The sequence below is a fragment of the Arthrobacter rhizosphaerae genome (genome assembly GCF_023062595.1).
GTDB lineage: Bacteria > Actinomycetota > Actinomycetes > Actinomycetales > Micrococcaceae > Arthrobacter > Arthrobacter rhizosphaerae.
On record NZ_JALLAN010000008.1, the window covers coordinates 212,171 to 230,663 of the forward strand.

At 62.6% G+C, this 18,493-nt stretch carries 17 protein-coding genes and 1 rRNA gene; 5 read left to right on the top strand and 13 right to left on the bottom strand.

Features of this window, described 5'->3' with window-relative positions; all coding sequences use genetic code 11:
* Window positions 1-18: 18 nt before the first annotated feature.
* The 4 genes from MU551_RS13025 (at window position 19) to MU551_RS13040 (ending at window position 4,309) form a co-directional block, all read left to right on the top strand.
* Window positions 19-660 (top strand): GntR family transcriptional regulator, encoded by a 642-nt coding sequence (locus MU551_RS13025; protein ID WP_247045231.1) that lies wholly within the window; start codon window positions 19-21, stop codon window positions 658-660.
* 10 nt (window positions 661-670) lie between these two features.
* Complete coding sequence (locus tag MU551_RS13030) at window positions 671-2,191, top strand: MmgE/PrpD family protein (RefSeq protein ID WP_247045177.1); 1,521 nt, start codon at window positions 671-673, stop codon at window positions 2,189-2,191.
* Entirely contained in the window at window positions 2,192-3,097 is a 906-nt protein-coding gene (gene prpB, locus MU551_RS13035; protein ID WP_247045179.1) for a methylisocitrate lyase, read from the top strand.
* A 72-nt stretch (window positions 3,098-3,169) separates the two neighbouring features.
* Window positions 3,170-4,309, top strand: coding sequence for a bifunctional 2-methylcitrate synthase/citrate synthase (locus MU551_RS13040; RefSeq protein ID WP_247045181.1), 1,140 nt, complete (start codon window positions 3,170-3,172; stop codon window positions 4,307-4,309).
* A 63-nt stretch (window positions 4,310-4,372) separates the two neighbouring features.
* Here MU551_RS13040 and MU551_RS13045 read toward each other — a convergent pair whose 3' ends face one another.
* The 6 genes from MU551_RS13045 to pyrG all read right to left on the bottom strand — a co-directional run bounded on the left by MU551_RS13045 (window position 4,373) and on the right by pyrG (window position 10,417).
* Window positions 4,373-5,815: a hypothetical protein gene (locus MU551_RS13045; protein WP_247045183.1), complete on the bottom strand. Its 1,443-nt coding sequence runs from the start codon at window positions 5,813-5,815 to the stop codon at window positions 4,373-4,375.
* Between the two features lie 40 nt (window positions 5,816-5,855).
* Window positions 5,856-6,365, bottom strand: coding sequence for an RNA polymerase sigma factor (locus tag MU551_RS13050; protein ID WP_247045184.1), 510 nt, complete (start codon window positions 6,363-6,365; stop codon window positions 5,856-5,858).
* Between the two features lie 71 nt (window positions 6,366-6,436).
* The gene (locus MU551_RS13055) at window positions 6,437-6,928 is read right to left on the bottom strand and encodes an 8-oxo-dGTP diphosphatase (protein WP_247045186.1); all 492 of its coding nucleotides are present in this window, start codon (window positions 6,926-6,928) and stop codon (window positions 6,437-6,439) included.
* Between the two features lie 21 nt (window positions 6,929-6,949).
* Complete coding sequence (gene xerD, locus MU551_RS13060; RefSeq protein ID WP_247045188.1) at window positions 6,950-7,951, bottom strand: site-specific tyrosine recombinase XerD; 1,002 nt, start codon at window positions 7,949-7,951, stop codon at window positions 6,950-6,952.
* A complete protein-coding gene (locus tag MU551_RS13065; RefSeq protein WP_247045191.1) occupies window positions 7,951-8,613 on the bottom strand; it encodes an NUDIX domain-containing protein in 663 nt (220 codons plus the stop codon). The genes xerD and MU551_RS13065 overlap by 1 nt, the downstream gene beginning before the upstream one ends.
* 25 nt (window positions 8,614-8,638) lie before the next feature.
* Complete coding sequence (gene pyrG, locus MU551_RS13070) at window positions 8,639-10,417, bottom strand: CTP synthase (RefSeq protein ID WP_247045193.1); 1,779 nt, start codon at window positions 10,415-10,417, stop codon at window positions 8,639-8,641.
* Between the two features lie 80 nt (window positions 10,418-10,497).
* Here pyrG and MU551_RS13075 point away from each other — a divergent pair, with 80 nt between their 5' ends.
* On the top strand, window positions 10,498-11,007 hold the full coding sequence (locus tag MU551_RS13075) for a DUF2867 domain-containing protein (RefSeq protein ID WP_247045194.1): 510 nt from the start codon (window positions 10,498-10,500) through the stop codon (window positions 11,005-11,007).
* Window positions 11,008-11,036: 29 nt separating this feature from the next.
* Here the strand turns inward: MU551_RS13075 and recN are convergent, their stop codons facing one another.
* The 7 genes from recN to rrf form a co-directional block, all read right to left on the bottom strand.
* On the bottom strand, window positions 11,037-12,776 hold the full coding sequence (recN, locus tag MU551_RS13080; RefSeq protein ID WP_247045196.1) for a DNA repair protein RecN: 1,740 nt from the start codon (window positions 12,774-12,776) through the stop codon (window positions 11,037-11,039).
* 3 nt (window positions 12,777-12,779) lie between these two features.
* A complete protein-coding gene (locus tag MU551_RS13085; RefSeq protein ID WP_247045198.1) occupies window positions 12,780-13,844 on the bottom strand; it encodes an NAD kinase in 1,065 nt (354 codons plus the stop codon).
* Window positions 13,845-13,857: 13 nt separating this feature from the next.
* Window positions 13,858-14,682, bottom strand: coding sequence for a TlyA family RNA methyltransferase (locus MU551_RS13090; RefSeq protein ID WP_247045200.1), 825 nt, complete (start codon window positions 14,680-14,682; stop codon window positions 13,858-13,860).
* Window positions 14,679-14,969: a hypothetical protein gene (locus MU551_RS13095; protein ID WP_247045203.1), complete on the bottom strand. Its 291-nt coding sequence runs from the start codon at window positions 14,967-14,969 to the stop codon at window positions 14,679-14,681. Before MU551_RS13095 ends, MU551_RS13090 begins: the two co-directional genes overlap by 4 nt.
* Before the next feature lie 9 nt (window positions 14,970-14,978).
* Entirely contained in the window at window positions 14,979-15,968 is a 990-nt protein-coding gene (locus tag MU551_RS13100; RefSeq protein ID WP_247045205.1) for an HAD-IIA family hydrolase, read from the bottom strand.
* Between the two features lie 5 nt (window positions 15,969-15,973).
* Window positions 15,974-17,740 (bottom strand): hypothetical protein, encoded by a 1,767-nt coding sequence (locus MU551_RS13105; RefSeq protein ID WP_247045207.1) that lies wholly within the window; start codon window positions 17,738-17,740, stop codon window positions 15,974-15,976.
* A gap of 627 nt (window positions 17,741-18,367) precedes the next feature.
* A 5S ribosomal RNA gene (gene rrf / locus MU551_RS13110) occupies window positions 18,368-18,484 on the bottom strand.
* Between the last annotated feature and the right edge of the window lie 9 nt (window positions 18,485-18,493).

Genomic DNA, 18,493 nt, shown 5'->3' on the forward strand with positions numbered 1-18,493 from the left:
GATGACGGCGAGGTGATGATGCGGGCGAGCGATCGGGCTTATGCGACCCTGCGCGACGACATCATCGAGTGGCGCCTTCGTCCAGGCACAGTGCTTGCAGAAGTCGAGCAGTCGGAGCGCCTGGGCATCTCGCGGACGCCCCTTCGGGAAGCGCTGGGCCGCCTCACTGCGGAGGGGCTCACGACGGCGTCGGGCGGGCGGGGCGTCGTCGTCACCGACATTTCACTGGACGATATCGACCAGCTGTTCGAACTGCGGGAAACGCTGGAAGGACGGGCCGCCGCCCTCGCTGCCGAACGTGGTGACGCCTTGACGTTTCAGAAACTCCACCACGAGTTCCTTCAGGCTCCCGCCCTTATTCAGGCCGATGACCCTGCACGACACGAGTACTACGACCTCGTGGGACGTCTTGATTCAGCGATCGACTCAGCCATTTCCAATACCTACCTCGCACAGGCCATGCGCAGTTTGCGCGTCCACCTGGTGCGTGTCCGGCGGCTTGCAGCCGACGACGCCGGCCGGCTTACCTCGGCCGCTGCCGAGCACGCGGCCATCGCCGAGGCTATCGCCGCAGGCAATCCCCGCCTGGCTGAAGCAGCCACCATGCTCCACCTGCACCGCAGTCTCTCCCACGTCAAAGCCACGCATACACCGCACTAGAAGGAGCCCCATGGTCAAGGAACACCACGTCCGCGTTTACCGGAGCGAGGAAAAGCTGCCCCGCGAAGAGCAGTTGGCCCACAAGATCGCCGTGGTCGCGGCCGATCCCGTCGCTGTGACCAATGACGTTACAGCCATGGTGATCAACAGGATCATCGACAATGCCTCCGTCGCAATCGCCTCTTTGAACAGGGCCCCCATTGTGGCCGCAAGGGCGCAGGCACTGACCCACGCTCCAAGTACCGGAGGCAAGGGCGCGAAAGTCTTCGGGATCGGTGAGCGGGTCTCCCCGGAGTGGGCTGCCTGGGCCAACGGCGTGGCTGTTCGCGAACTCGATTACCACGACACGTTCCTGGCCGCCGATTATTCGCATCCGGGCGACAACATCCCGCCCATCCTGGCCGTGGCACAGCATGTCGGTTCCAGCGGCCAGGATCTGATCCGCGGGATCGCCACCGGGTATGAAATCCAGGTCAACCTGGTGAAGGCGATCTGCCTCCACAAACACAAAATTGACCACGTCGCGCACCTCGGCCCCTCGGCCGCTGCCGGCATCGGTACCCTGCTCGGGCTCGACGTCGAGACCATCTTCCAGTCCGTGGGCCAGGCACTCCACACCACCACCGCCACACGCCAGTCCCGCAAGGGCGAAATCTCCACTTGGAAGGCGCACGCCCCCGCCTTCGCCGGCAAGATGGCAGTCGAGGCCGTGGATCGTTCCATGCGGGGGCAGACCTCCCCGGTGCCGATCTATGAAGGGGAAGACGGCGTCATTGCCTGGATGCTCGATGGCCCCGAGGCCTCCTACAGCGTGCCGTTGCCCGAGGCCGGTGAAGCCAAGCGCGCCATCCTTGACACCTACACCAAGGAACATTCGGCTGAATACCAGGCCCAGGCATGGATAGACCTGGCACGGAAACTTCACGCTGAGCACCCTGAAGTAACCAACCCGGCGAACGTGAAATCAGTGTTGATCAAGACCAGCCATCACACGCACTTTGTGATCGGTTCCGGAGCCAACGATCCGCAGAAGTACAGCCCGGATGCCAGCCGCGAAACCCTGGACCACTCCATCCCGTATATCTTCACGGTGGCACTGCAGGACGGCAGCTGGCACCATGTGGATTCCTACACACCGGAGCGGGCACGACGCGCGGACACCGTTGACCTGTGGCAAAAGGTCAGCACCATCGAGGACCCCGAGTGGACGCGCCGCTACCACTCCCAGGACATTGCGGAAAAGGCGTTCGGCGGGTCTGTGGAAATCACCCTCAACGACGGATCCGTGGTCACCGATCAGATCGCCGTGGCTGACGCCCATCCGCTGGGCGCCCGGCCGTTTGCCCGCGAGCAGTACATCAACAAGTTCCGCACCCTCGCCGCAGGGCTGGTGGAGGAAAAGGAGATCGACCGTTTCCTCGACGCCGCTGCAAGGCTCCCGGAACTGGCCGCCGGAGAACTGGACCAGCTGAACATCGCTGCGGCTCGCGGTGTCATTGACTTCGCCGCGGCACCGAAGGGACTGTTCTAAGTGCTGTACTCCCACACCACCCCCGAGCAGAAACGGATCAGACTCCGTGAACTGTTAGGCTCCGGGTCCATTCAGCAGTTTCCCGGAGCCTTCAACCCGCTCTCGGCCCGGCTGATCGAGGAGAAGGGCTTTGCCGGCGTGTACATCTCCGGTGCCGTGCTGGCCAATGACCTCGGCTTGCCTGATATCGGCCTCACCACCCTGACGGAAGTTGCGACGCGGGCGGGCCAAATTGCCCGGATGACGGAGCTGCCGGCCATTGTGGACGTGGACACGGGTTTCGGCGAGCCAATGAATGTTGCCCGTACTGTCCAGGAGCTGGAAAATGCAGGCCTGGCCGGGTGCCACATCGAAGACCAGTTCAACCCGAAACGGTGCGGACACCTGGATGGAAAGAATGTGGTGGACCTGGACACAGCCACGAAGAGGATCCGTGCCGCAGCGGATGCCCGGCGTGATCCGAACTTCCTGATTATGGCCCGCACGGACATCCGGGCAACTGACGGCCTTGAGGCTGCCCAGGAGCGGGCTGTGGCCCTGGTTGAAGCCGGTGCCGACGCGATCTTCCCGGAAGCCATGAAGGACCTGGGCGAGTTCAAGGCCATCCGCGAGGCAGTGGATGTGCCGATCCTGGCCAATATGACTGAGTTCGGCAAGAGCCCGCTGTTCACGGTTGACCAACTGCAGGCCGTGGGAGTGAACATGGTGATCTATCCCGTCACTCTCCTCCGTAGTGCCATGGGTGCCGCGGAGCGTACGCTGGAGACGATCAAGGCTGACGGCACGCAGGAGGCACAGGTGGAGAGCATGCTCACCAGAGCGCGACTGTACGACCTTGTCGACTACGAGGCCTACAACCGCTTCGACACCGGTGTGTTCAACTTCCAGATTCCCGGAAAGAACTGACACCCAGATCCCGAAGGATTTGCCGGCCCAGGAGGGCCAACAGCGTCTCAAAGAAACAAAGGAGTTTTCAGCATGGCTGCAGAAGAGATCAAAAAGGGCCTCGCCGGCGTCGTGGTGGACACCACTGCCGTCTCAAAGGTAAATCCGGACACCAATTCACTCCTGTACCGGGGATATCCGGTGCAGGAACTCGCGGCAAGGTGCAGCTTCGAGGAAGTGGCATACCTCCTCTGGAACGGGGAACTCCCCACGCCCGACGAACTCGCTGAGTTCACGGCAAGGGAGCGCGCGGGCAGGGCACTGGATCCGATAGTCAAACAGGTCATCGATGCACTGCCCACCACTTCTCACCCCATGGACGTATGCCGCACCGCCACCTCGGTGATGGGTGCCCGCCACAGCCTTGCCGAGGATTCGTCCCGGGAAGCCAACATGACCAAGGCCATCGACCTCTTTGCCGCCATGCCGGCGGTGGTCGCCTACGATCAGCGGCGGCGCCACGGCCAGGCGCTCGTAGGGCCGCGGGACGATCTGGGCTACTCGGCGAATTTCCTCTGGATGGCCTTCGGCGAAGAGTCAGTCCCGGAGGTTGTGGAGGCGTTCAACGTCTCGATGATCCTGTATGCCGAGCACTCCTTCAACGCCTCCACGTTCACCGGGCGCGTCATCACGTCCACGCTGTCCGATCTTCATTCTGCCGTCACAGGTGCGATCGGCGCCCTCAAGGGCCCGCTTCACGGCGGTGCCAACGAAGCCGTCATGCACACGTTCGATGAAATCGGCATCCGTCCCGAGGAGTCACTGGAAGAAGCTGCGGCCAGGGCTAAAACGTGGATGGAAAACGCCCTCGCCCAAAAGAAAAAGGTCATGGGCTTTGGCCACCGCGTGTACAAGCACGGTGATTCCCGTGTGCCCACGATGAAGGCAGCGCTCGACAAAATGATCGCCCACTATGGCCGGCCGGAGCTTCTGGGCCTCTACAACGGGCTTGAGTCAGCAATGGAAGAGGCCAAGGCCATCAAACCGAACCTTGACTACCCGGCAGGGCCTACCTACCACCTCATGGGCTTCGATACCGCCACGTTCACTCCCCTGTTCGTGGCCAGCCGCATCACCGGCTGGACCGCGCACATTATGGAGCAGGTGGAATCCAACTCCCTGATCCGTCCGCTGAGCCTGTATAACGGTGCTGAGGAACGGCACGTCCCCTAATTCCCTGCAGCGTACGACGGCGGGCCGGCCACCTTTCGAAGGTGACCGGCCCGCCGCTTTTCCTTAACCCTGTGCCGGCATCTTGAGGCTCAGGATCATGTTCTTAAGCTTCTTGTACTCCGGAGTCTCCATGTAGGCCTTGGCTTCGGCCATACTTTGGAACACCGGCTCGTCCGGGCCTTTCGATGCCCGGTCCGCGAAGGACAGCGTGCCCCTGGGCGTCCCGGTGACCACGGAGTACATCAGGCAGCTGTCGGAGAGCTGCCCGCTGGACTTGTCCACCAGGCCCACCTGGTAGCTGAAGCCCTTCCCCACTGATGTTTGATCCAGGACGCGGTAGGAGAACCTGGCCCCTGCAGCGAACGCCCATTGTTCAGTGAGGGCCAGCGTTCCCGTATCCAGCTCAGTTGCTTTATATGTTTCCGGTCCGCAGGCGCCTCCGAGTCCGCCGCCTGCTCCGTGGTAGAGGCTTGCCACCGTCTTTCCGGTCTCGTCTGACACCTGGATTCCGACGGCGGGGAAATCCGGAGTGCCTGCCGCAACCTCCTGAGCCGTCCATCCAGCGGGCAGTTTGAAGGAGGCATCTGCAGCCGCGCTTACATAGTTCCCGGACGTTGGCTTCAAGGACAACGAAACCAGCATGCGTTTGATGTACTGATATTCTTGGCTGCCCATGTACGCTTTCGCCTCGGCCAAGGTATCGAAGGTGAGCGGTGCGTCCTGGCCGTCCTGCTTCAGAGACATCGTGTCTCCGAAGCTGACAAGGGGGACATTCTCGGGCCCGACGATAGTGTTGTAGAGAACACAAGATGTGGCTTCGGGCGCCACGTCAGCATCATTCAATGCCATGGTTCCATAGACCTTGTCGGACTGGATGACCCGGAAAGCAAATTCTGAAGGTCCCCCTCCCGGCTTCTTCGCCGCTTTTTGCGGGATGTCCAATACCACTGCATCCAAGGTGGAGACGGGCTTGGCGACGGGGCAGTCGTAACCGACGGCCAGATCGTAAAACATTTGCAGCGTCGACACCTTTTTCCCCGCCTCGTTCGTGATGGTGATGGTGTTGTAGGGGGCACCTGCGATCATATGGGGATTTTCCGTCACTCCCCAGCCGACCGGAAGCTCGAAGGTGGCCTGCCCTGTTGCGTCAGTAAAGGTAGTCCAGGCGACGGGTGCCGCCGTTGGTGTGGGGGTTGGAGTTGGCGAGGCGGAGGCGGACGGCGTGGGTGTCGGCGTGGGCGTCGCGTATTCACTTGCCGCTTCGACAGAAGAGGTGTTCGCCGGGGCCGGTGCAGTTGTCAGCGAACCCAGATTGGCGGTCACCAGCACACCGGCGGTCACGGCAGCGGCGGCGATGGTCAGCAGGCCAGCAAGCCTTGCACGACGGCGACGGGCCTCGTCCAGGGAAGCGACCGGAGGGAGTCTATCGGTAAATGCTGCCGGCTCCGAAAACATCCGGCGCAGGGCCTCTTCCCCGTCCGGGACGGGGTGCGGATCCGATTTCATCGGGTCCGTACCTGAAATCAAATTCCTGATCGGATCCATGTTAGGCGCCCATCTTCTGTGTGACGGATTCGGTGCTGGCGGGTAGGAGCTTCCGGAACGCGCTTCGCGCACGGTGCAGCCGGACCTTGGCGGCGGATTCACTGCATCCCAAAACGGCGGCGATTTCCGCCATGGTCAGAGCGTCCCAATAGGCGAGCTGGAGAACATCCCTGTCCTTGTCACGCAAGGCATCCATAGCGTCTTGAATGGCAGCGTTGCCGTCATCCGCAACGGAGTGTATTCGGGCGTTGTGTTTCAGCTTGTCCTGCAGGGCCTGCTGCCGCTCGCGGCTGCGGTAGGCATTTCCAATAAGATTCCGGGCAATGGTCAGTAACCAGGTGACCGCCACCTCGACGGTCTCGTCCTGCTTCTGCCAGGCAACCCGAAACACATCCGCGGCCAGTTCCTGCGCCAACTCAGGATCGTTCACTCTTCGCTGGACAAACTTGTACACGCGCGGATAGTTGTCCTTGTGAAGGGCGATAAACGCCAATTCGCGCTCTGAAAGCACGCTTCCCCCCTGTGAAACGTAGTGTCCTGACCCGCAGGCTGAATGTATAGTTTCCGGCCCGCCGTGGATGGTTACAAAAACTCGGAAATCGTCACCGCAGATTGAACTGTCTCGTTGTCAGGATTCAGCGTCACCACAACGTTGACCTCACCCTTCGTGAGCGCCAGCGGAAGCCAGTGTTCGGCGTCGGCCCACATCCGCTCCAGCGGCAGGGAGTCAAGCAGAAACCACTCGGGGATGATTTCCATGCTTTCCTCCGGCTCACCTTGCCAGGTGCGCGTCGTAAAGAGGATGGCGGACATGTTCCAGAGAGGACGGGCCGGAAAGACAAAGTCGACTCTGCCTGCAGGCCGCAGATCGGACTCGAGAACGGTAATTCCGGTTTCCTCGTAAACCTCGCGGCACACAGCTTCGGCAGCCGACTCTCCGGCTTCGATATGGCCACCCACTCCGACGATCTTTCCGGTCCCGAAGCCGGTCTTCTTGAGCCCCAGCAGCACCTCTGTGCCCACTCCCTCAAGATCGCGGAGGAGGAAGCAGAGCGTAACAGGCGCGGAAGTCATATCCCCAACAATATCCCCGGGCTAGCCGAGTGCGCGGGGATGCGCCGCTGCGTAGATCTCGCGCAGCGTATCCGCTGTCACCAGCGTGTACACCTGAGTGGTGGTAACCGAAGCATGGCCCAGAAGTTCCTGGACCACTCGCACGTCCGCCCCGCCTTCCAGCAGATGGGTCGCGAAGGAGTGGCGGAGCGTGTGCGGTGAAACATCTTTGGTGATCCGGGCTTTCTCTGCCGCTGCTTTGAGAATGGTCCAGGCGCTCTGCCTGCTGATCCGCCCTCCCCTCGCGTTCAGGAACAAAGCTGGAGTCCCTTTCCCCTTGCCCGCCAGGAGGGGGCGTCCCCGGACCAGGTAAGAATCCAGTGCCCGCGCGCCGAAGGAACCCAGAGGTACCAGGCGTTCCTTGGATCCCTTGCCGAAAAGACGCACGATCGCTGGCCCTTCGTCCGCTCCTTCGAGGGAGATGTCATCGACGTCGAGCCCCACGGCCTCGCTGATGCGGGCACCGGTGGAGTACAGGAACTCAAGGAGCGCGCGGTCGCGGAGGCCTGTGGGAGAGTCCGTTGCGGCAGCCTCAAGGATCCGCGTTACTTCTCCCACGCTGATGGCCTTGGGCAGCCGCCTGCCGGGCATAGGCGGGTGCACATCACTTGCCGGGTCCGCCGTCGTCGTGCCTTCAAGCGCCCAGAACTTATGCAATACGCGTACGGCAACCACGGTCCGTGCGGCGGAACGCACACCGAGCACCGATCCCCCGTCAGAGCCGTCCGAGAGTGACTGCACGAACGCCGTCACGTGGCGCCGCGTCACATCCCCCGGGCGTGCAACGCCGGCTGATGCAAGGTAATTGGCGTACCTGGAAAGATCCCGTCGGTAAGCCGACAGCGTGTTCACAGCGAGTCCGCGTTCCACCCCCATGTGCTGCAGATAATCGGTGATACCCCGATCGATGGCTGACGGCGTCCGCGGCGTCGGTGAGGAACTGTCAGGCGTGTCCGCCGCTTCAACCGTCGCAGTGTCGGTCATCAGCGCTGGCTGGGGTGAGCCGGCCACGGCGCATCGGCCGGACGGAGGTGCTGGAAGTCATTGCCCCTGGCAGCCGCAGCGGCCAGAATCCCGACGACGGCGGAAGGGTTGTGAAGGCGGCCGTCCAGTACGGCCTCAACGGCATCGTCCAGGGACGTCCAGTGCAGTTCGATTTCGGCTTCCTCGTCAGTGCGGACGTGGAGTTCGTGGTGGGGTACAGCGGTGAGGTCGCGGGCCAGGTAGATGCGGATGGCTTCACTCGAGGAACCGGGAGAATTGAAGAAATCAACGAGGACGTTCCAGGTTTCCGCCGCGAGATCCGCCTCTTCGGCCAGCTCACGCGCAGCGCCCACAACGAAGTCCTCGCCATGAACGTCCAGCAGCCCTGCCGGAATCTCCCAAAGCTCCATTCCCACCGGGTGCCTGTACTGCTTGATCAGCAGCACCTCACCGGCGTCGTTCATGGGCAATACTGCCACCGCGCCGGGGTGGTCGATGTAATCCCGGGTGAGCGCATCGCCGTCGTCAGTCAGTTTGAAGCTGTCACTGACAACATCCCAGATGCGGCCCTCGTAGACGGTCCGGGACGACAAAAGACGGCGCGGACTCGGTACATCCGAAACCTGCCGTGCAGCGTTGGGGGTTTCAGATATATGAGGCATCGCGCCGTCCTTTGGTCGTGCTGGCTTACTTGGCCGGCACCACGCTGTCCGCTTTTTCCTTGCGGACCGGTGCCTCAGCACCCACTGTATTACGTTTTGTGGTGGCTCCCTGCTGGTGCTCCAGCGCGGCCTTGACCAGACCCGCAAAGAGCGGGTGAGGGCGGGTGGGCCGTGAGCTCAGCTCGGGGTGGGCCTGCGTGGCCACGTAGTACGGATGCGTCTCGCGGGGCAGTTCAACGAACTCCACGAGCTTGCCGTCCGGAGACGTGCCTGAGAAGACGAGCCCTTCAGCAGCAATCTGCGCACGGTATTTGTTGTTGACCTCGTAGCGGTGGCGGTGACGTTCGCTGACGGTGGTGGCGCCGTAGGTCTCTGCGATAACGGAGCCCTCGTCCAGCTTGGCCTCATACAACCCCAGCCGCATCGTACCGCCAAGGTCGCCCTTGCCTTCAACGATGTCCAGCTGCTCTTCCATGGTGGCAATGACAGGATGCTTGGAGTCAGGTTCAAACTCGCTGGAGGAAGCGCCTTCCAGCCCGACCACGTTGCGAGCATATTCGATCACCATGCACTGCAGTCCCAGGCAGAGGCCCAGTACCGGCAGCTTGGTCTGGCGTGCGAACGTCAGGGCCCCCAGCTTGCCTTCGAGGCCGCGGATTCCGAAGCCGCCAGGAACACAGATGGCATCGACGCCGGCGAGGGAGGTGATTGCACCCTCTTGCGTCTCGCACTCGTCTGACGGGACCCAACGGATCTTCACCTTGGTGTTGTTCGCAAACCCGCCTGCGCGGAGGGCCTCGGTGACTGAAAGGTAAGCGTCCGGCAGGTCAATGTACTTGCCCACCAGCGCAACTTCGACCTCGTGCTTAGGGTTGTGGACGGCTTCCAGCAGCTTGTCCCAGCTGGTCCAGTCCACGTCCTTGAACGGCAGATCAAGTGCCCGCACAATGTACGAGTCCAGGCCCTGGGAATGGAGGGTCTTGGGAATGTCGTAGATGCTGGGGGCATCCGGGGCACCGATGACGGCGTCAATATCGACGTCGCACATGCGGCCGATCTTTTCGCGCATTGGCTGCGGCACCTCGCGATCGGATCGGATCACGATAGCCTCAGGCTGGATACCGATGGAGCGCAGTGCGGCAACCGAGTGCTGCGTTGGTTTCGTCTTCAGTTCCTGGGAGGGACCGATGTACGGAACCAGGGAGACGTGGAGGAAGAAAACGTTGCCACGGCCGATGTCCTGCCGTACTTGGCGTGCTGACTCCAGGAACGGCTGGGACTCAATGTCGCCGACGGTACCGCCGATTTCGGTGATGATGACGTCAGGTGCATTTTTGCCTTCGGACGGCAGCCGCATGCGGCGTTTGATTTCGTCCGTGATGTGAGGAATGACCTGGACTGTGTCACCCAAGTATTCGCCGCGGCGTTCCTTCGCGATGACGGTGGAGTAGATCTGGCCCGTGGTGACGTTGGCCGAGCCTTCAAGGTTTTCATCCAGGAAGCGCTCGTAGTGTCCAATATCGAGGTCTGTCTCGGCGCCGTCGTCGGTGACAAAAACCTCACCGTGCTGGAACGGGTTCATTGTGCCGGGATCCACGTTCAGATAGGGATCCAGCTTTTGCATTGTTACAGACAAACCACGTGCCCGCAGCAGGTGTCCGAGGCTTGAAGCCGTCAGTCCCTTACCGAGCGAGGACGCCACACCACCGGTGACGAAGATGTGTTTGGTCGTCTTGGACGAGCCCGGGAACCGGGAATTTACACGGGAATTTGATCGCTGCACCACGGAATTCGAGCCTATCATCAATTGCGCCTTCCACGGGTCCATCCGGTTGTTCCCCCAAAGCCTCAAGTCTCGCCTGTTTAGGCCGCTACGATCAAGGGGTGACGACGCCGGATCCCGTAAACCAGCCCACTGAAACCAGCCAGACCCCCGCTCCCTCTCCGTCTTTCGTGTCGTTGGCCCTCGCCTCGATTCCGGTGCCGGACTATGCCGATGTGATTGTTCTCCCAGTGCCTGCAGGAAGCCCAGTGGAACCACGGCTTTGGGCAGAGACGATCTTTTCAGGCGCCGTGGTCCCACTCTGGGTCAAGTGGCTGATGGGCATCCGCCAAACTTTGGTGGCCTTGATTGGAGTCAAGCCATCTCCCACGGGCATCTTCGCCGTGTCCGGGGTTGTTGGTGAGGAAGCCCTCATCAGCGCCGACGACAAGCATCTTGATTTCCGTTGCGGAGTGGCCCTTGATGCTTCACGAATGCTGCTGAGGGTCACCACGGCCGTGCGGCTCAAGGGATGGCGGGGCCGTCTCTATTTCCTGCCTGTGAGGCTTCTGCATCCGCTCGTGGTGCACGCCATGATGGCCAGGGCCATCCGAGTGCTGACTCCCCGCTAGACACTGCTTCCTGTTAGGCCTGCTTCCTGTTAGGCCTGCAGGGGCAGGAGACGGGCGTCTTCCAGGAGTTCCTTCGCGTGGGCTTGTGCCGACTCGGAATCCTCCTGGCCCGCCAGCATCCTCGCAAGCTCCTTGATCCGTTCGGATGCGTCCAGCAACTGAACATCACTGGATGTAAATCCCGTGGCAGTGGCGCCGTCGGAGCCGCGTACAGAGGTTTTGGTGACCCTGATGTGCTGGTCGGCGAAAGCCGCCACCTGGGGCAAGTGGGTCACTACCAGCACCTGGACATGCTTGGCCAGCATGGCCAGCCGACGCCCGATTTCGACGGCGGCGCGACCGCCAACGCCCGCATCGACTTCATCGAACACGAACGTCGGCACAGGATCGACCGCAGCCAGCACCACCTCGATGGCCAGCATCACCCTGGAGAGTTCGCCGCCGGAGGCGCCCTTGCCGAGGGGCCGTGCAGGGGCGCCGGCATGCGGCTGGAGCAGGAACGAAATCTCATCCACGCCAAAGGGGCCAAGTTGTCCGCCCGCCTCGAGGTTGATCACCAGCGTGGCATCCGCCATGGCCAGCGCTTTCAGCTCCGAACTGACACGGGCGGAAAGGTCTTTGGCTGCCTTGGCCCTGATCTTGCTGATGGCGGCCGCCTGTTTCTTCAGGTCAGCCTCCGTGCGGACAACCTCAGCATCGAGAGCCTCGATACGCGTGGAATCGTCCTGGAGTTCGTCGAACCTGGTCCGGGCGTTTTCGGCCCAGACCAGGACCTCGTCGATGCTTGGTGCATATTTGCGGACCAGCTTGGCTAGTGCAGCACGACGGTCCTCGATCTCCGCGAGCCGCTCCGGGCCCTCCGAGTCCAGCCCGGCCTGGTAGCTCGCCAGCTCTGTGGCGATGTCGTTGAGCAGGAAGCCGACTTCGGCAAGCCGGGCAGCGGCCGCACCCAGCTCGGCGTCGTGCTCCGCGACGTGCTCCAAAGTGCGCTTCGCTGCATCCACCATGGTGGTTGCGTCACCGGAATCCCCAAAGTCCTCCGCGATGAGCGCTTGGTGGGCGGTATTCGCGGCAATCCTGAGCTCTTCCACGTTGGCCAGTTTCACGGCCTCGGCCTTGAGGGACTCGTCCTCACCTGGTTGGGGATCCACCTCATCAATCTCCGTCAAGGCGATCTCCAGTGACTCGGCCTCACGCAGCCTGTCGCGGGCGGCGCTGCGCAGCGTGTCCAGCTCCGCCTGGATGGACTTCCAGTGGCTGTAGAGCGCCTGGTAGGTGGCGAGTGGAGCGGCGAGAGAGTCGCCCGCAAACTTATCCAGGGCACCGCGCTGGGCGGTAGCGCCCTTCAACCGGATCTGATCCGACTGGCCGTGAACCACCACGAGGGTTTCGCCGATTTCGGCGAGGACGCCCACAGGGGCTGCCCGACCGCCGAGGAAAGCACGGCTGCGGCCGTCGGCTCCCAGGCGCCGGGCGAGGATAAGCTCAGTGCCGCCGTCGAACTCCTCCACGTCTGCGCCGGCTTCCACCGCGCGGGCAACGGCAGGATGCTCATTCGCCAGCTTCAGCACCGCCTCAGCGGTGGCGCTTTTTGCCCCGCTCCGGACGGCACCGGCGTCGGATCTTGCCCCTAGCAGGAGGCCGACGGCGGTGACCACCATGGTTTTGCCCGCACCGGTTTCGCCCGTCACCACACTCAACCCCGGGCCAAGCGGCAAAGTGGCGTCCGTGATGACTCCGAGATCGCGGATTCTCAGTTCTTCAAGCACGATTCACCTCGCAGTGGTGGGGTCGGGGGCGGCCGGCGGTTCTTCCGGACGTTCTGCCGAAGAATTTGCCGGCCGGGATGCCGGGGTCGACGGCGTGGGGGGCAACGGCATCGGCTTGGGGGTACGGACAATGGGAATGGGTCCGGTGTGAACGGATTCCCCTTTTGGTACGGGCCCCCTCCAGCCGTGGATTGGCAATTCGAACTTCCGGACCAGCCGCCCTGAGAATGGCGTGGGGTGGGTGCGGGCCAGACGTACGGGGGTGGCGGACCGTGTAACCTCCACACGGGCACCCGGCGGGAGGTCAACAGAGCGCCGCCCGTCGCACCAGAGAACTCCCTGCGCGTCTGTCCGGCCCAGAACTTCGACGGCGAGTCTCGAGCGGGGCGAAACGACCAACGGTTTGGCAAAGAGGGCGTGGGCGCTGATCGGAACAATCACGAGAGCCTCCACCTCTGGCCACACCACCGGTCCTCCGGCGGAGAAGGCGTAGGCGGTGGAACCCGTAGGGGTTGCCAGCACAATACCGTCACACCCGAAGGTGGTCAGCGGGCGTTCATCCACTTCCGTAACCACTTCCAGCATCCGCTCCCGGTTGCCTTTTTCTATGGCGGCTTCGTTGAGCGCCCACGTGTGCCAGATCTTTTGTCCGCGGACCCAGACCTGAACATCGATCGTCATTCGCTCTTCGACGGTGTACTGCCTGCTGGCAATCCATTCGACAGTCTGGGCAAGGTCTGCCCGCTCGCTTTCAGCAAGGAAACCAACGTGCCCCAGGTTTACGCCCAGTAGCGGCACGTCCACTTCGCGGACGAGTTCAGCTGCCCGCAGAATGGTTCCGTCTCCGCCGAGGACCATGACAAGTTCAACATCGGGCAGCTGGATGTGATCGTGGAGAACCTCAACAGGGTGTTCCAGCCGGCCGAAGTAGCGCTCCATGTCGCCTAGCTCCGATTCCTGCATTACGGGCACAATCCCGGAGGAATGCAGCTGTTCGCAAGCCTCCCATGCAGCTTTCAGTGATTCCTCGCGGCCGGTGTGGGCAAGGACCAGTACACGCCTGCTCATCGGGTTCCGCTTTCTAGTGGTTCTTCAAAGGACTCGGCCAAATACTTCCAAGCAACGCGGCAACAGCTGCGTCATGCCCTTCGATCTTAGGCAAGTCTGGAACCATCCGGCGTTTTATCCACAGGAAGTATTCAACGTTTCCGTCCTGTCCGGGCAAGGGACTGGCTGCCAGCCCCCGCAATTCCAGTCCTGACTCTGCTGCTGCCGTCGCTACTTTAGTTACTGCGCGGCGCCGTTCCAGCTCGGAATTGACCACACCGGTGCGGCCAAGCCTGTCCTTCCCAATCTCGAACTGGGGTTTGACCATGAGCACCAGGTCCCCGCCGGGCTCTGTACAGGCAGCCAGCGGTTCAACCACCAGGGTGAGGGAGATAAAGGACAAATCGGCCACAGTCAGTTGGGCTGGGCCGCCGATATCATCAGCCTTCATGTATCGGACATTGAGTCCTTCGTGAACGTCCACACGGGGATCGGACCTCAGCTGCGGCACCAGCTGTCCATGCCCGACGTCGACTGCCACTACACGTGCCGCACCCTGCCTCAGCAGCACCTCCGTGAAGCCGCCCGTGGACGCTCCTGCGTCGAGGCAGCGTTTTCCATGGACGGAAATTTCAGGGAAAGCCTTGAGCGCGCCAGCCAGCTTATGGGCTGCACGGCTGACGTAAAGGTCTTCCGCCGCCTCAACCACGCTTAGTTCCGTTTGTTCCTCAACCTGGAGGGAAGCCTTTGACAGGGTAGTCCCGCCAGAGCTCACCTTTCCTTCGACGATAAGCCGCGCGGCATGGGTACGCGATCTTGCCAGCCCCCGGGCCACAAGCATTTGGTCCAGTCGGGTCATGGGCGGGTATCGTCCGACGACGAGTCACCGTTCAGTGCCTCAGCATTCAGCGCCCCCAGCAGGGCATCGTGCAGTTCGGCGTAGACAGTTCCGTGCTCGGCCACTTCCAGGTCAGGCAATTTCGACAGCAGACCCAGGGCCTCGTCCACGTCCCGGTCAGTCATCCCTGGACCAGTGGTGCCCTGCCCGGAGGTGCTATGGCCGAAGGCGCCCTGCACCCGGGGTGCCTGCGGCCAGCGGACCGCAGTATGGTCAACTGGGTTTGGCGGTTGGTTCAGCTCGGTCATTTCACCAGTCTAATGATCAAGCCATTCGAGGTCTGGCACCATTGCTGTTGTGGCTCCGGGGTTCGCAGCCCACCATGCTGCGCAGGCGGCCCGCCAGGAATCCACGTCCGCGCGGTCACCGCTGATAGTGACTGTGTTCCCGTCAACGCGCGCGCGGGATCCGCGGCAATGGTACGTCCCGTCACGACCGTCCACTTCCGGGTAGGGCTCATAAAGCTCAGATAACGTGTTGATGAGATAGCCAGGCCGTTCCTCAGCGCGGGCTGCCAGGATGGATTCCCGGGTATCGACGCCCGTCAGGACGGCGACAGTGGCAAACCCGGCCCGGTTGCCGCCGAGGATGTCAGTGTCCAGGCGGTCACCGACGACGAGCGGACGCTCAGAGCCAAGCCGTTTGGCAGCGGCATGGAACAAGGGAGCCTCCGGCTTGCCCGCGACCAGCGGCTTCTGCCCAGTGGCCGATGCCACGGCTGCAACCAAGGTACCGTTCCCGGGCGCGATCCCCCGGGCCTGCGGGATGGACATGTCTGTGTTCGTTGCCACCCAGAGCGCGCCGCCCGCGACCACGTACGATGCCTCGGCAAGATCCTTCCAGGCGATTTCAGGATTAAACCCCTGAACCACCGCCACAGGGTGTTCCAAGGCACTATGCACCGGGATGAGTCCGACGAGTTCCAGCTCATGCGCAAGGGCACGGCTACCCGTCACGAGGACCCGGGAGCCGGCCGGAAGCATGCCCGAAAGAAGCTCTGCTGCCGCTTGTGATGAACTCACCACTTGCTGGTCCTCAGCCGGAGCACCCAGTTCACGCAGATGTGCTGCCACCTGGGCAGGAGTCCGGGAGGCATTGTTGGTGACATAACCCAGGCGCAGGCCTTCCCCTTCAAGCTTCCCGAGAGCCTCTACGGCACCGGGGATTGCGTGGGGTCCGGCATACACCACGCCGTCCAGATCCGACAGCAGGGCGTCGAACATCGAGATGAGTGAAGCGGAAGGCATGCGGGCTAGTCCTCTGTGCGGTTCACTGGGTCGGATTCATCCACTGTTTCCGTCCCGGCAGCCTCGGCCGCTTCGACTTCTTCTTCGACTGAATCTTCATCCGATTCTGCGTCGTCCGACTCAAAGTAGTCAGACTCGGCGTCATCTGAGCCTTCGTCAAGTTCTGCAGGTGCAGACGCTGTTGCCGCCGGCCTCAGTTCAGCATCAGCTGCCTTGCCAGTGCCCTCCGCAACCTCCGTCGTCCCGAGGTTTTGCCTGGCCTGCAGGCGGCGCAATTCCTCGTCCTGCCGGGCTTCCTCTTCCTCGTCCCAGCCAAGATCGATGATGTCGGGCTCCTCCGAAGCGCCAAGCCCGAGGGCGTTCTCGGCCACCACAGCCTGGCGCTGCCACTTCCCGGCTTCTTCGCCGCGACCAACTGCGGCCAAAGCATCCGCATATGCCCTGAACAGACGCGGGCTGTAGGAAAATGCCCGGTTCATGTCCAGCTGGGGGATCTCCAGCTCAGCCACAGCAGCGTCCAACTGGCCCAGGTCAGAGCGGGCGCCTGCGGCCACGATGGCCAGCTCGACCTTGCCGGGCGCGTCCAGGTCCTTGGCTTCCTCGGACCGTACGACGTCCAAAGCCCTGTCCGGCCTTCCCAGGCCCCGCTCACAATCTGCCATCACCGGAAGATGCACGTTAGAACCACTGATGCGCCGGTATGTCCGGAATTCCCGCAACGCCTCGCCATAATGACCTGCCGCATAGGCCGTGAGTCCTACGGCCTCGCGCACAGCTGAAAGCCTTCCGCCCCGACGGCTGGCAGCCAAGGCATGCTGGAAGGCCAATTCGGGCTCGTCATCGATGAGCCGCCCGGCCATCACCAAGTGCCGTGCAACCCACTCGGCGCTGTTGGCCTCGAGTGTCTTGATTTCGTGCTTGGTGGCCCGGTCAAGTTCCTGACCTGTGACATCTTCGTCGATTTGAGGTGAACGTTCCCGATCGGGACGGTTGGCGCTGCGCAGGTCACGGGCGTTCGGTACGCGTACCGGACGGTCCTCACCCTCGTCGCGTCGGCCAAACTGGCGGGGGCCCGAGTCTCCACGGTCGAAGGTCCTGGGCGCACGATCCTGGCGGTCGCCAAAGGGTTTGCGGTTTTCGCCACCGCCAAAGCTGCGGCGCTCACCGTCACCCTCACGACGTGGACGATCACCAAACGGCGGCTTACGATCCCGATCCCCAAACGGCGGCTTACGATCCCGGTCACCAAACGGCGGCTTACGATCCCGGTCACCCTGGGGGCGCTGGCGGTCGCCAAACGGCGGACGCGAGCCCTGGCCGTCACGATCCCCACCGCCAAAGCTGCGGCGCTCACCGTCACCCTCACGACGTGGACGATCACCAAACGGCGGCTTACGATCCCGATCCCCACCACTGAACGGTTTACGATCCCGGTCACCGCCACTGAAACTACGGCGCTCACCGTCACCCTCACGACGCGGACGATCACCAAACGGCGGCTTACGATCCCGATCACCCTGCGGGCGCTGGCGGTCGCCAAACGGCGGCTTACGATCCCCACCGCTGAACGGCTTACGATCGGCGTCGCCCTGCGGGCGCTGGCGGTCGCCAAACGGCGGACGCGAGCCCTGGCCGTCACGATCTTCTCGGGAACGGAATCCACGTGGGTCCCCGCCCGAATTATTGGTGCCCCGGAAAGGGCCACCCGAACCCCGCCCGCTGGAACCGCCGCGATCTTTTCCGCCGCGGTTTCCGCCGTTGTGCTCAGCCATTATGGAGTCCTCCTATTGCGAGCTGACCACTGGCGCAATCGCAGCCGCTCTTCTCGGTGTTCGTCGTTCTACGCAACCCGAATTTCAAGCGCTTCGAAGTCCGTACATCTCATGCAATTCTAGGCGAGGGATGACTAGGTGGTCGCCGCTGGCCGAACCGCTGGCCAAACAGTGACCATCATCATAACCAGCAACTCCAAACCTTTGTGTCCACGAGCATCTTTTGCCCTCGGCCCGCCCCACAAGGTTCGTGCTGTTGAGCACACAAGCCGGCAATCCGTGAGGTCCCGGGTTGCCCCGAAAACCCCCCGACGCTCCTTCAGGTTTCGCGGATTGCGGCCGGACGCTCCCTCACATCCTGCGGGTTCCGGCGTGGAGGGGTCTCCGACAAAGGGTCGGGAGGTGAGGGAGGGTCCCCGGTAAACGGTCGGAAGGTGAGGGAGGGTCCCCGGTAAACGGTCGGAAGGTGAGGGAGGGTCCCCGGTAAACGGTCGGAAGGTGAGGGAGGGTCCCCGGTTAAGGGTCGGGAGGTGAGGGAGGGTTTGGTTTGGTTGGTGTGTGGGTGTTGTTTTAAATGGGGAGAGCCCCGACCAGTTCCCTGGTTCGGGGCTCTCGACCTTAATGGTTGTCCGGCGGTGACCTACTCTCCCACACCCTCCCGGGTGCAGTACCATCGGCGCTGTGGGTCTTAGCTTCCGGGTTCGGAATGGGACCGGGCGTTTCCCCCACGCTATGACCGCCGTAACCCTGTGT